Consider the following 12,025-nt stretch of genomic DNA (forward strand, 5'->3'; position numbering starts at 1 on the left):
CATCGGCGGGGCAGATCCCGCCGGCTGCCACGGAGCGAGACTCATGGGATTGAAGGATGTCACCGCACCTTGTTCAAAGCGGGACCTGGCGCATCTCGGCGCTGGTGAAGTCGGATACATTCGCAAGATCAGCGGTGACGACGTCAGCCGCTGCTTTCCCGAGGCGCCCGACCTTGATCCGGGCATCGATCTCTGGGCGCTGTTCGGCGCCGACGGCACTCCGATCCTCCTGACCGACAACCGGTCGAGCACCTTCTTCAAGGCGGCGGAAGACGACCTTCGCACCGTCAGCCTGCACTGAAATTTCCCCGACAGTCAGATCCGCGTGAAGGTCAGATAGGCCGAAGCGCGGCCTTCCCGGCGCGCCTTGGCCTCGTAGCGCGTTCCAGGCCAGCCGGAAAAGGGCGTGCGCCAGTCCGCCGCACTTGCCGCGCGCCAGTCGAAGGCGGCGTGGTCGCGGCCATGCAGCAGCGTCCAGTTGACATAGGTGTCGATGTCGGAGGCGAAGCAGAACAGCCCGCCCGGCTTCAGCACGCGCGCGAAGCGATCGAGATTGACGGCGGAGACGAAACGGCGCTTCCAGTGCTTCCGCTTCGGCCAGGGGTCGGGGTAGAGAAGGTCGATCTGGTCGAGGCTTGCCGGCGGAAGCCAGTCCAGCACCTCGGTCGCGTCGTCGTCATGAACGCGGATGTTGCCCGGCGCCTCCGCCTCCACCCGCGCCACGAGCTTCGCCATCGAATTGACGAAGGGTTCGACGCCGATGAAGCCGGTCGAGGGCTCCAAGATGGCGCGATGCATCAGATGCTCGCCGCCGCCGAAGCCGATTTCCAGGCGAAAGCGCGCCATCGGGCGGTCGAACAGGGCATCGAGCGAGGCGGGTGCCGGCGCGGCAAGATCGAGCTTCAGCGCCGGCAGCAATGTCTGCAGGTTCGCGGCCTGCTGCTCGCGCAGCGGCTTTCCCTTACGCCGGCCGAAGAAGGCCTCGGTCGCTCGGCGTGCTCTCGTCTCGGTCATGTCTGTCCTGTCGCTCCCGGGCTTTCGGCCATCGCCGTCGAATAGGCGCCGGGCGCGGCGCTGTAAAGTCCCCGGGCCGGCTCGCGCCCCTGGGGACCTTCGATCGCGGGCGGCCGTCAGGCCGCCTTCAGCGCGTCCTTCAGCGGCTTGACCAGGTCGAGCTTCTCCCAGGAGAAGGAACCGTCGCGGCCGGCCTTGCGGCCGAAATGGCCATAGGCCGAGGTCTTGGCATAGATCGGCTTGTTGAGATCGAGATGCCGGCGGATACCCGACGGCGAGAGGTCGATCACCTTGCGGATCGCCGCCTCGACCTCGTCCTCGGAGACTTTGCCGGTGCCGTGCAGGTCGACATAGATCGACAGCGGCTGGGCGACGCCGATCGCATAGGAGAGCTGGATCGTGCAGCGCTCGGCGAGGCCGGCGGCGACGACGTTCTTGGCAAGGTAGCGCGCGGCATAGGCGGCCGAACGGTCGACCTTGGTCGTGTCCTTGCCGGAGAAGGCGCCGCCGCCATGGGGGGCGGCACCGCCATAGGTGTCGACGATGATCTTGCGGCCGGTCAGGCCCGCATCCCCGTCCGGTCCGCCGATGACGAACTTGCCGGTCGGGTTGATGTACCAGTTGCAATCCTCGGCAATGTCGAGATCGGCGAGCGCCGTACGGATATAGGGCTCGACGACGCTGCGCACGCGGGCCGAATCCCAGCTGTCGTCGAGATGCTGCGTCGACAGGACGATCGAGGTGACCTCCTTCGGCTTGCCGTCGACATAGCGCACGGTGACCTGGCTCTTCGCATCGGGCCCGAGCAGGGCGGCGTCGCCCTCGCCCTTCTTGCGGGCGGCGGCGAGCAGCTGCAGGATCAGGTGCGAATAGTAGATCGGCGCCGGCATCAGCTCCGACGTCTCGCGGCAGGCATAGCCGAACATGATGCCCTGGTCGCCGGCGCCCTCGTCGCCCTGCTTGTCGGCGGCGCTGTCGACGCCCTGCGCGATGTCGGCCGACTGCGAGTGCAGAAGCACGTCGATGCGGGCGGTCTTCCAGTGGAAGCCGGCCTGTTCGTAGCCGATGTCGCGGATCGCCTTGCGGGCCGCCGACTTGAACTTGGCCGGATTGATGACGTCGTTGCCGTTCTTGTCCTTCTTGAGCAGGCTCGGCGGCAGGCGCACCTCGCCGGCGATCACGACGCGGTTCGTCGTCGCCAGCGTCTCGCAGGCGATCCGGACGCTCCACGGATCGACACCCGTCTTTGCCGCCTCGCGATAGACCAGATCGACGATCTCGTCGGAAATCCGGTCGCAGACCTTGTCAGGATGACCTTCGGCCACCGATTCACTCGTAAACAGGTAATTGGCGTGCATGCGGGAGTTCCCTCAAAGAAGAATGGCCACGAAGTGGTAGTGATTCCGGCGCTGGAACACAAGCGAAGAACGACATAAATATATCTTTATGTCGTGATCGGACAACAGCGCATTCCGGCCACCTCCGGCACAAAAAAGGCGGCCACCGGCCGCCTTTTTCCAAGCGATGCTTGCGCGAAGCCTATTCCGCGTCGCCCTCGGCGCCGATCGCCTTGACCAGTTCGACGATCTTGCGACGGACCTTCGGGTCGGTGATCTTGACGAAGGCGCGGTTGAGCTGCAGCCCTTCCGAGGAGGACAGGAAGTCGACGACATAGTTCGAGCTCGAGGCCTCGGCCATGCCGGTCGCCACCGTTCCGGCCTCGCCCGGCGCATCCTCGAAGAAGAAGGAGACGGGAACGTTCAGGATGGCGGAAATGTTCTGCAGCCGGCTCGCGCCGACCCGGTTCGTGCCCTTCTCGTATTTCTGGATCTGCTGGAAGGTGATGCCGAGGCTCTCGCCGAGCTTTTCCTGGCTCATGCCCAGCATCGTGCGGCGCAACCGGATCCGACTGCCGACATGAATGTCGATCGGATTGGGTTTCTTCTTGTTCTCGTTCATGGCGTCGTCCTATCACGCATGGTTCACGTTCTGCCGTCACCCGGATGCCGCGCCCGCGGGCGCCACAATCTGAACATGCGGTCGGGCGAAAATCCCTGCCAACATAGGTGATGATCGGTTGCGGTCGCCACTATGCAATTTTAGGGGTTTTTGGTCAATTCTCCTTATAAATAAAACCAATGCGGGAAAAGATCGCAACCAAGAGCAGGATCACGCCGATCGCCAGCGCGATGCGATTGCGCGGTACACCGGAAAAATGCAGCGCCTGCCGGCCGGGGATCGCCACGTCGACATAGCCCTTGACGTCGAGGGCCAGCCCGTCGACCACCTCGCCGCGTCCGCCAAGGACGGCGGAGATGCCGCTGTTGGCCGCGCGCAGCAGCGGAAGCCCCGTTTCGACGGCAAGCAGGCGCGCCTGCTGGAAATGCTGGTACGGCCCGGGCGTGCGCCCGAACCAGGCGTCGTTGGTCACGTTCAGGAGCGCCGTCGCCGTCGCGGCGTCGTCGCCGATCTCGTTCGGGAAGATCGCCTCGTAGCAGATCAGCGGATAGAGCGTGCGCCCGCCCGGGAGCGTCAGCGGCGTGCGCGTCGCGGCCGGCGAAAAGCCGCCCGGCATGGCGACGGCATCGAGCCCGAGCGCTTTCAACCACGACGCGAGCGGCAGGTATTCGCCGAAGGGCACGAGATGCACCTTGTCGGCGGCGCCGATGATCTGGCCCTGGTCGTCGATGACGTAGATCGAATTGTAGTAGCGCGGCACCTGCCCTGCCCCTGCGTCCTCGGCGCGCACCGCGCCCGCGATCAGGATCTGCCCCTCGTCGAGGACATCGGCGATCCGCTGCAGGCCGCTTGGATTCTCGGTCAGGATGAAGGGGATCGCCGTCTCGGGCCAGATGATGATCGACGGCTTCGGCTGCCCCTCGGGCGGGGCGGCGGCGGACAGCGAAAGATGCGCCTCGAACACCGAGGCACGCTCGCCGTCGTCGAGTTTCTTCGACTGGTCGATGACGGGCTGGACGAGGCGCACGGTGACAGCCGGATCGGCGGCGGCGGGAGCCGCACTTTGCAATGTGTAGATCCCGTAGCCGACATGGGCGACCAGAAGCAGCGCCGCGAGGGCCAGCAGGCTCCGGCTCTTGCGGCCGCCGACGAGAAGGGCCGGCGCGGCGAAGACGAAGACCGCGAGCGTGTTCATCGCGAGCGAGCCGACGAGGCCGACGGACTGCATCAGCAACGGGCCGGGCATGGCGAGATGGCCGACGGCATTCCATGGAAAGCCGGTGAGCAGGATGCCGCGCAGCCATTCGAAAAGGCCGAAGGAGAAGGCGAGCGCCGCGATCCGCCCGGCACCGTCCGACCAGAGCAGGCGCGCCAGCGTGACGGCAAAGGCGAAATAGAGCGCCAGCAAGGCCGGCAGGCCGAGGACCGCGAGCGGCAGGGCCCAGGCGAAATCCTCCGCCTCCACCAGAAGCGCGTTGCCGAGCCACCAGAGACCGCCGAGGAAATAGCCGAAGCCGAAGGCCCAGCCGAGCAGAAGCGACGGCAGAAGGCGTCGCAGCGCACCGCCGTCGGGATCGCCCGACGCCCCGTCGATCAGAAACACCAGGAGCGTGAAGGAAACGAAAGGCGCGAGAAAGAGATCGACCGGCGGCAGGGCGAGCACGGCAAGGAGGCCCGCCAGGAAACCCACCAGGCAGCGCCCGCCGCCCGACATCAACATCAGCCTGCCCGAAAGCGATTCCATCAAAGCCCCTTGTGCCGCCCGGTCCGCTCCCGTCAAAAACGGAACCACCGGAGACGCTCCGCCCTTCGTCCCGACCGCCCTGCCCCGCACCGGCGCCCCTCACCGGACGTGTCGAGACCGATCACCCGTCCGGCGTCATCGCCGGGCGGTCGCCCGACAGGGAGACACGCGCCGGTCCGATCACCGAATCGGCCGCGCGCAGTCTTCCAAAAAAGCGGGCTCTTGTCGCGCGGCGTGACGCCTCTTTTCGCCTCCGGCGATTACCGCCACCGATTCAGGGCCTTTCAGGTTCGTTGCCGACCCGACAGGCTCTCCGCTTTGTTGGCGTCATCCGTCTTCTCGGGAGAACCGGACTCCGCTTATCCCGGCACACTCCGGAGCATGACCGACGGAGGCTGGTTCACCGGACCTGCTCTATCTCTCTGTTCTAACGTATTGTCCGGCGGTCAAGCCCGATCCGGACCTGACGGGAAATGTCCTAATGCGCGGACTGAGACGGTTCGTCGGCGATGGGCGGCACGGCGCTTTCGGCGACGTCCGGCGCGTCGGCACCCGGGCGGGACGTCCGGCGGCGGCCGAGCAGGCGCTTGCGGATGATGCGCACGCGCTTCAGGCGGCGCGTATCGGCATCGAGCACCTGGAACTCGAAGCCCGGCACGGCCTGCACCATCTCGCCCCGTGCCGGAATGCGGCCCAGCGTGGCGAAGATCAGTCCGCCGAGCGTATCGACGTCCTCGATCTGCTGGCTGACGTCAAAATCCGGGCCGACCACGGCGACGACATCTTCGAGCTCCGCCCGGGCGTCGGCGATGAAGACGTCCTCGGCGCTGCGGACGATGCGGACCTCGTCGTCGTCATGCTCGTCCTCGATGTCGCCGACGACCATCTCGACGATGTCCTCGAGCGAGGCAAGGCCATCGGTGCCGCCATATTCGTCGATGACGAGCGCCATCTGGATGCGGGCGGCCTGCATGCGCTGCATCAGGTCGGAAGCAGGCATCGACGGCGGGACGTAGAGGACCTGGCGGATGATGCCGGCCTCCTCGACCGTCAGCGACAGGTCGACCCGGGCGAGGTCGAGGCCGATTTCGGCGGTTCCCGCGGGGCCGCCGATCGCCTGCTTGGTGACGTAGCTCAGCAGGTCGCGGATATGGACCATGCCGCGCGGATCGTCGAGACTGTCCGAATAGACCGGCATGCGCGAACGCCCCGACTGTTCGAAGACACGCATCAGTTCCCCGAGGCTGATCTCCTGGTCGACCGCCTCGATGTCGGCACGCGGCACCATGACGTCCTCGACGCGCACGTCGCGCAGGCGCAGGATATTGTTGAGCATGGTGCGCTCGCCGGGGGAGAAGACGGTATTGCTCGCGGCATCCGTCATCAGGGCATCGGCAAGGTCTTCCCGCAGCGTCGCGGGATTGGCGCTGCGCCAGATGCGCGCCGCGCGGCCCCAGAAGGACAGTCCGTTCCGCGCGACAGGCGTCTCCGGCCTGTGCGCGGTGATACTACTGCCGCCCTCGTCCGCGGGCTGGTCCTCGGACCCGCCGCGATCAGCCGACACCGGCTGCGATCTCATCTCGTTCATCGTTCCAAACAATTCAATCGAACCGGAAGCAGGCTCGAAACACCCCTTCTCCGGCTCATCCGGGGAGCCGGCCGGACGCGCCTCCGGCCGATCTCGACGGCCCGGCACACGCCTTGGTGGGTGGCGCGTGCTAGTCCGCGTAAGGATCAGATAGACCAAGACCGGCCAGAATTCCAGTCTCCAGCCCTTCCATTTTCTCCGCCTCGGCCTCGTCCATGTGATCATAGCCGAAAAGATGGAGGAAACCATGCACCAGAAGATGGGTCAGATGCGCCTCGAACGGCTTGCCGAGCTCGTCGGCCTCGCGCAGCAGGGTTTCGCGCGCGAGGATGATGTCGCCGAGCATCGGGCCGGGCATGCCCCCCGGCGTGACAGGAAAGGCCGGGAAGGACAGAACATTGGTCGGCTTGTCCTGCTGGCGCCATTCTGCGTTGATGGCGCGGATCGAGGCATCGTCGGTGAAGACGAGCGAGACCTCCGGCGGCTGCGGCGGAAACGGTTGTCCCTCATGCGCCGCGATGTGCCGCGCGGCCGCGCCGAGCACGCGGGCGGCCAGCGCCTCCAGCGCCGCCTCGGGCGGCCAGCCTTCGGATTCGACGCTGATCTGGATGTCGAGCGCGGCCATGGTCAGCGGGCGCCCGGTCAGCGGGAACCGCTTTCGCCGTCGACCGGCACGGCGCCGTCGGCCTCGTAGGCGCGTACGATGCGCGCGACCATCGGATGGCGCACCACGTCCTGATCCTTGAAGCGCACCACCGAGACGCCCTCGACCTCCTTCAGGATGCGCAGCGCCTCCACAAGGCCGGACGTGACGCCGCGCGGCAGGTCGACCTGGGTCGGATCGCCGGTGATGATCATGCGGCCGTTCTCGCCGAGACGGGTCAGGAACATCTTCATCTGCATCGAGGTGGTGTTCTGCGCCTCGTCGAGGATGACGGCGGCGTTCGAAAGCGTGCGGCCGCGCATGAAGGCAAGCGGCGCGATCTCGATGACGCCGGCGGTGATCGCGCGCTCGACCTTGTCGCCCGGCATCATGTCGTAGAGCGCGTCGTAGAGCGGCCGGAGATAGGGATCGACCTTCTCCTTCATGTCGCCGGGCAGGAAGCCGAGCCGCTCGCCGGCCTCGACGGCGGGGCGCGACAGCACGATGCGGTCGACCGTGCCGCGCTCGAGGAGCTGGGCGGCATGGGCGACGGCGAGATAGGTCTTGCCGGTGCCGGCGGGCCCGACGCCGAAGACGAGTTCGGACCGCTCCAGCGCGCGGATATAGGCATCCTGCGTCGGCGTGCGCGCGGCGATCGTCTTCTTGCGGGTGGAGATCTGGGCGAGGTTCAATTTTGCCTTGCGCTCCATCGTCGGAAGCTGCAACTGGTCGTCGGCGGCGACCGCCATGCGGATCGCGCCTTCGACATCGGAAACGTCGATCGCCGCGCCGGCCTGCAACCGGCCATAGAGATAGTCGAGCGCCTTGCGTGCCTGGTTGGTCGCCAGCACGTCGCCGCTGATCGCGACCGAATTTCCGCGCGGCCGGGCATCGATGTTGAGCCGCTGCTCGATCAGCTTCAGGTTCTGGTCGAACTGGCCGAACAGCTCGCTGGCGAAGCGATTGTTCTCGAACGTCAGGACGAAATGGCTGGTCTCTGCGGCCGGGGATTTCGAAGGGCGCGATGAAGTCGATACCAATTCGTGTCCGTTCAAGCGGTCAGCTTTCCTTTTGCTGGGCTCCGGCGCTGACCACATCGGCGGACAGGCTGTTCGGACCGGCACCCGTGATTCGTACCCTGACAATGTCTCCGATTTGCGATGCTTTTGCATCAACAAACACGGATTGCAGCCACGGCGAGCGGCCGATCATCTGGCCGTCCATCCGCCCCGGCTTTTCGAGAAGCAGGTCGATCTCGCGACCGATGCAATCCCTGGCGAAGGCCTGCTGCTGCGCCATCAGCAGCGCCTGGAGCCGCTCGAGCCGCTCCGCCTTCACCTCTTCGGCGAGGTGGCCGGGCAGATCGGCGCCGGGCGTCCCGGGCCGTATGGAATATTTGAAGGAATAGGCTTGCGCGTAGCCGACCGCCTCGATCAGCCTGAGCGTCGCCGCGAAATCGGCCTCCGTCTCGCCGGGGAAGCCGACGATGAAATCGCCGGAGAGCGCGATGTCCGGGCGGGCGGCGCGGATGCGCTGGATCAGCGCGACATAGTCTTCGGCCGTGTGGCGCCGGTTCATCGCCTTCAGGATCCGGTCGGAGCCGCTCTGGACCGGCAGGTGCAGGTAGGGCATCAGCGTTTTAAGATCGCGATGGGCCTCGATCAGGCTGTCGTCCATGTCGCGCGGATGGCTGGTGGTGTAGCGCAGCCGCGCCACGCCCTCGATCCGCGACAGCCGGCGCAGCAGGTCGCCGAGGCCGAGCGCGCGTCCGCTTGCATCCGTGCCGTGCCAGGCATTGACGTTCTGGCCGAGCAGGGTGATCTCGCGCACGCCGGCGGCGGCGAGCCGCTCCGCCTCCGCCACGACCTGGTCGAGCGGCCGCGACACTTCCGCGCCGCGCGTGTAGGGAACGACGCAGAAGGTGCAGAACTTGTCGCAGCCTTCCTGCACCGTCAGGAAGGCGCTGACGCCGCGCTGGCGCGTGACGGCGGGCGCTGCCGCCGGCAGGTGCTCGAACTTGTCCTCCGGCGGATACTCGGTCTCGACCACGCGCTCGCCGCCCCGCGCGCGCTTCAGGAGATCCGGCAACCGGTGGTAGGTCTGCGGGCCGACCACGAGATCGACGGAGGGCGCGCGCCGCAGGATCTCCGCGCCTTCGGCCTGGGCGACGCAGCCGGCGACGCCGATCGTCATTTCCCGGCCGTTCGCGGCGTTAAGCTTCTTCAGGTCGCGCAGGCGTCCGAGCGTCGAATAGACCTTCTCCGCCGCCTTCTCGCGGATGTGGCAGGTGTTCAGCAGGACGAGGTCGGCCTCCTCCATCACCTCGGTCGGCTGGTAGCCGTCCTTCGCCAGCGCGTCGCCCATGCGCTGGGAATCGTAGACGTTCATCTGGCAGCCATAGGTCTTGATGAAGACCTTGCGGTTCAACGACGCGGCCTGACGCTCGACGAGAAGGGTGGACATGTCCTTTGTCATAGCGGTTCCATAGAGCAAAGACGCTCGGATTTGAAGCGGTTTTCGCCCGCTCACCAGCCGCCGCGCAGCATGCGCAGGAGCATCATACGAATGCGCGCGGCGACCGTCTGGCTGAGGTCCTTGCGCTTCGTCTCGGCGCGGCAGTCGACGGCCTCGCCGAAGGACACGTCGACGTCGATCGCGCCGGTCCTGAGCAACCCCATAAGATGGGGCACGAGCGGCACGTCGCCCGGCCAGCCGGCGAGCGGCCGGTGGTAGCGCCCCATCGCCATGCCGTGCACGCGGGTATAGGCGATCGCCACAGGCTGGACATGGACGACGCCTGCGGGCGACAGCGGCACGGCGGCCGCGGCCGCGCCGAAAAGCGAGGTCTTGACCTCGAGCAGGCGGTTGCCGTCGGAGGTCGTCCCCTCGGGAAAGAGCACGACGACCTCGCCGTCGGCAAGCCTGCGGCCGATCTCGTTCACCTGGGCGCCGGTGGCGCGCCGCTGCTCGCGTTCGATGAAGATCGAGGCCTGGAGCCGGGCGAGGATGCCGAAGACCGGCCAGTCGCGCACCTCCGACTTGGCGATGAAGACGACGTCGAGGATCGCGCCGAGCACGATGATGTCGATCCAGGCGACATGGTTGGCGGCGATCAGCAGCGGCCGGCGCGGGTCGGGGACGCCGTGCATATGGACGCGGATGCCGAGGAAGACGCAGGCGAGCCTGTGCCACCAGCGGGGCAACAGGCGCCGCGCCTTCAGATTGAAGCGCAGGAAGACGAGCTGGAAGGGCAGCAGCAGCAGGGTCCAGACGAGGAGCGCGGCGCCGGTGAGGCAGGCCCGGAGCACGAGGATCACCCGCGCCCTCCCGTACCGCCGGCACTCGACCCCGCGTCGTTCAACGCTCGTCCTTCTTCAGCGGCACGCCGTAGAGTTCCAGCCGGTGGTCGACCAGGCGGAAACCGTGCTCGCGGGCGATCCTTTCCTGCAACGCCTCGATCTCGGCGGAGCGGAACTCGATGACGACGCCGGTCTTGAGGTCGATCAGGTGGTCGTGATGCTCCTCCGGCACGGTCTCGTAGCGCGAGCGGCCGTCGCGGAAATCATGGCGCGCGATGATGCCGGCATCCTCGAACAGTTTCACCGTGCGATAGACGGTGGAAATCGAGATGCGCGGATCGATCTTGACGGAACGGCGATAGAGCTCCTCGACATCCGGATGGTCGGCGGAATCCTCGAGCACGCGCGCGATCACCCGGCGCTGTTCCGTCATCCGCATGCCGCGCTCCAGGCAGAGCTCCTCCAATGTCTTGTCGCCGTCCGCCGTCACGAGACCGGTCTCCCTTCGAAGCGCCTTCCGCATCGCAACTAGCGAAGATCGTGCCGCATGACAAGCGCCGCCGTCCGGGCGCCGCCGGCCCCGGCATAATAGGCCCGCCGCCGCCCCGCCGTCTCGAAACGCAGGCGCCCGTAGAAGGCGATCGCGCCTGCATTGGTCTCGTCGACCTCGAGGAAGATCTCCTCGGCATTGCGCGCGCGCGCCTCGCGCATCGCCGCCAGCATCAGCCGCCAGCCAAGTCCGGTGCGCTCGACGCGCGGATCGGTGGCGATCGACAGGATCTCCGCCTCGCCGGCAACCGCGCGCGCCAGCACGAAGCCGCCGGTCATGTCGTGGAGGATGGCGTTGGTCTGTCGGGCGACGAAGCCGAACACCGTCTCCTGCGACAGGAGCCCGTGCAGTTCGTCCTCGCTCCAGCCGCGGGGAAAGCGCGCATGGTGCAGCGCCGAGACCGGGCCGACATCGACGGGGCGCATGGCGAAGACGTCGAAGACCGGCTTGCGGATGAAATAGTCGGTGACCGCCATCGCCTCAGGCCCGCGCCACGGCGAAACCGTCCTGCGGCCGGGCGTCCGGCCCGCGCAGGTAGAGCGGCGACGGCCGCGCCTCCGCCGGATCGGCGAGCGCGCCGAGCCTTGCGACGGCGGCGATGTCGAAAATGTCGGGTTCGCGCCCGTCGGCAGATGCAGCGCCCGCCATCAGCGCCGCTCCGGAACCCGTGATCACGCCGTCGAAGCCGGAATAGGCCGCGCGCGCCGCCTCGACCGGCAGGAGGACCGCATCGCTTACGGGACGGCCGGCCGGATCGAAGGCCTGGCAATAGAGTTCGGCGCGGGCCGGATCCATGACCGCAAGGACCGGCCGCGCGCCCTGGGCCTGCCGCGCCATGTCGGCCAGCACGGCGAGCGTCGTGACGCCGACCACGGGAACGCCGAGCGCGACGCCGAAGCCGCGTGCCGCCGCGACGCCGACACGGATGCCGGTGAAGGAGCCCGGACCGACGGTGACGGCGATCCGGCCGATGGCCGACAGCGTCAGCCCGGCATCGGCCAGCGCCGCCTCTATGAAGCCCGTCAGCATCTCGGCATGGCCGCGGCCGATCACCGCGCCGTGCTGCGCAAGGATGCGGTTGCGTTCGGTGTCGTGGACGGCAGCGAAGCAGCCGGGGCCGGACGTGTCGAGGGCGAGAAGACGCATGGCGGTGAACGAAGCGGGGCGCGATCCGGTCCGAAACCCGATCCCCGCCCCCAGACTTTCCTGTTGGATCCTCTTGGCCGGT

The 12,025-nt window shown here is 67.2% G+C and carries 13 protein-coding genes; 1 reads left to right on the top strand and 12 read right to left on the bottom strand.

Going from position 1 to position 12,025, the window contains the following annotated elements; translation table 11 throughout:
* Positions 1-43 precede the first annotated feature (43 nt).
* A complete protein-coding gene (locus ACEVQ6_RS02050; RefSeq protein WP_374887219.1) occupies positions 44-301 on the top strand; it encodes a BQ00720 family protein in 258 nt (85 codons plus the stop codon).
* 14 nt (positions 302-315) lie between these two features.
* Here ACEVQ6_RS02050 and trmB read toward each other — a convergent pair whose 3' ends face one another.
* The 12 genes from trmB to tsaB form a co-directional block, all read right to left on the bottom strand.
* Positions 316-1,014: a tRNA (guanine(46)-N(7))-methyltransferase TrmB gene (gene trmB, locus ACEVQ6_RS02055; protein ID WP_374887220.1), complete on the bottom strand. Its 699-nt coding sequence runs from the start codon at positions 1,012-1,014 to the stop codon at positions 316-318.
* Positions 1,015-1,130: 116 nt separating this feature from the next.
* The gene (metK, locus tag ACEVQ6_RS02060; protein WP_374887221.1) at positions 1,131-2,372 is read right to left on the bottom strand and encodes a methionine adenosyltransferase; all 1,242 of its coding nucleotides are present in this window, start codon (positions 2,370-2,372) and stop codon (positions 1,131-1,133) included.
* 181 nt (positions 2,373-2,553) lie between these two features.
* Positions 2,554-2,973 (bottom strand): helix-turn-helix domain-containing protein, encoded by a 420-nt coding sequence (locus tag ACEVQ6_RS02065; protein WP_374887222.1) that lies wholly within the window; start codon positions 2,971-2,973, stop codon positions 2,554-2,556.
* 154 nt (positions 2,974-3,127) lie between these two features.
* Positions 3,128-4,717: an apolipoprotein N-acyltransferase gene (lnt, locus tag ACEVQ6_RS02070; RefSeq protein ID WP_374887223.1), complete on the bottom strand. Its 1,590-nt coding sequence runs from the start codon at positions 4,715-4,717 to the stop codon at positions 3,128-3,130.
* A gap of 478 nt (positions 4,718-5,195) precedes the next feature.
* Positions 5,196-6,305, bottom strand: a complete 1,110-nt coding sequence (locus tag ACEVQ6_RS02075; protein ID WP_374887224.1) for a hemolysin family protein — start codon at positions 6,303-6,305, stop codon at positions 5,196-5,198.
* 130 nt (positions 6,306-6,435) lie between these two features.
* Positions 6,436-6,930, bottom strand: coding sequence for an rRNA maturation RNase YbeY (gene ybeY, locus ACEVQ6_RS02080; protein WP_374887225.1), 495 nt, complete (start codon positions 6,928-6,930; stop codon positions 6,436-6,438).
* Between the two features lie 17 nt (positions 6,931-6,947).
* Positions 6,948-8,003 (bottom strand): PhoH family protein, encoded by a 1,056-nt coding sequence (locus ACEVQ6_RS02085; RefSeq protein WP_374887226.1) that lies wholly within the window; start codon positions 8,001-8,003, stop codon positions 6,948-6,950.
* Positions 8,004-8,007: 4 nt separating this feature from the next.
* On the bottom strand, positions 8,008-9,423 hold the full coding sequence (gene miaB, locus ACEVQ6_RS02090) for a tRNA (N6-isopentenyl adenosine(37)-C2)-methylthiotransferase MiaB (protein ID WP_374887227.1): 1,416 nt from the start codon (positions 9,421-9,423) through the stop codon (positions 8,008-8,010).
* 50 nt (positions 9,424-9,473) lie between these two features.
* Positions 9,474-10,265: a lysophospholipid acyltransferase family protein gene (locus ACEVQ6_RS02095; RefSeq protein ID WP_374887228.1), complete on the bottom strand. Its 792-nt coding sequence runs from the start codon at positions 10,263-10,265 to the stop codon at positions 9,474-9,476.
* A 40-nt stretch (positions 10,266-10,305) separates the two neighbouring features.
* Complete coding sequence (locus ACEVQ6_RS02100) at positions 10,306-10,686, bottom strand: Fur family transcriptional regulator (RefSeq protein ID WP_374887358.1); 381 nt, start codon at positions 10,684-10,686, stop codon at positions 10,306-10,308.
* Positions 10,687-10,775: 89 nt separating this feature from the next.
* Positions 10,776-11,273, bottom strand: a complete 498-nt coding sequence (locus ACEVQ6_RS02105) for a GNAT family N-acetyltransferase (protein ID WP_374887229.1) — start codon at positions 11,271-11,273, stop codon at positions 10,776-10,778.
* Positions 11,274-11,277: 4 nt separating this feature from the next.
* Complete coding sequence (gene tsaB / locus ACEVQ6_RS02110) at positions 11,278-11,943, bottom strand: tRNA (adenosine(37)-N6)-threonylcarbamoyltransferase complex dimerization subunit type 1 TsaB (RefSeq protein WP_374887230.1); 666 nt, start codon at positions 11,941-11,943, stop codon at positions 11,278-11,280.
* Between the last annotated feature and the right edge of the window lie 82 nt (positions 11,944-12,025).

Source organism: Ensifer soli, assembly GCF_041928815.1.
In the GTDB taxonomy this organism is placed as follows: domain Bacteria; phylum Pseudomonadota; class Alphaproteobacteria; order Rhizobiales; family Rhizobiaceae; genus JBHFEI01.

Excerpts from the sequence above, each read along its gene's own strand:
- ACEVQ6_RS02050 (WP_374887219.1), top strand. The coding sequence starts at position 44 with ATGGGATTGAAGGATGTCACCGCACCTTGTTCAAAGCGGGACCTGGCG.
- trmB (WP_374887220.1), bottom strand. The coding sequence starts at position 1,014 with ATGACCGAGACGAGAGCACGCCGAGCGACCGAGGCCTTCTTCGGCCGG.
- metK (WP_374887221.1), bottom strand. The coding sequence starts at position 2,372 with ATGCACGCCAATTACCTGTTTACGAGTGAATCGGTGGCCGAAGGTCAT.
- ACEVQ6_RS02065 (WP_374887222.1), bottom strand. The coding sequence starts at position 2,973 with ATGAACGAGAACAAGAAGAAACCCAATCCGATCGACATTCATGTCGGC.
- lnt (WP_374887223.1), bottom strand. The coding sequence starts at position 4,717 with ATGGAATCGCTTTCGGGCAGGCTGATGTTGATGTCGGGCGGCGGGCGC.
- ACEVQ6_RS02075 (WP_374887224.1), bottom strand. The coding sequence starts at position 6,305 with ATGAACGAGATGAGATCGCAGCCGGTGTCGGCTGATCGCGGCGGGTCC.
- ybeY (WP_374887225.1), bottom strand. The coding sequence starts at position 6,930 with ATGGCCGCGCTCGACATCCAGATCAGCGTCGAATCCGAAGGCTGGCCG.
- miaB (WP_374887227.1), bottom strand. The coding sequence starts at position 9,423 with ATGACAAAGGACATGTCCACCCTTCTCGTCGAGCGTCAGGCCGCGTCG.
- ACEVQ6_RS02100 (WP_374887358.1), bottom strand. The coding sequence starts at position 10,686 with ATGCGGATGACGGAACAGCGCCGGGTGATCGCGCGCGTGCTCGAGGAT.
- ACEVQ6_RS02105 (WP_374887229.1), bottom strand. The coding sequence starts at position 11,273 with ATGGCGGTCACCGACTATTTCATCCGCAAGCCGGTCTTCGACGTCTTC.
- tsaB (WP_374887230.1), bottom strand. The coding sequence starts at position 11,943 with ATGCGTCTTCTCGCCCTCGACACGTCCGGCCCCGGCTGCTTCGCTGCC.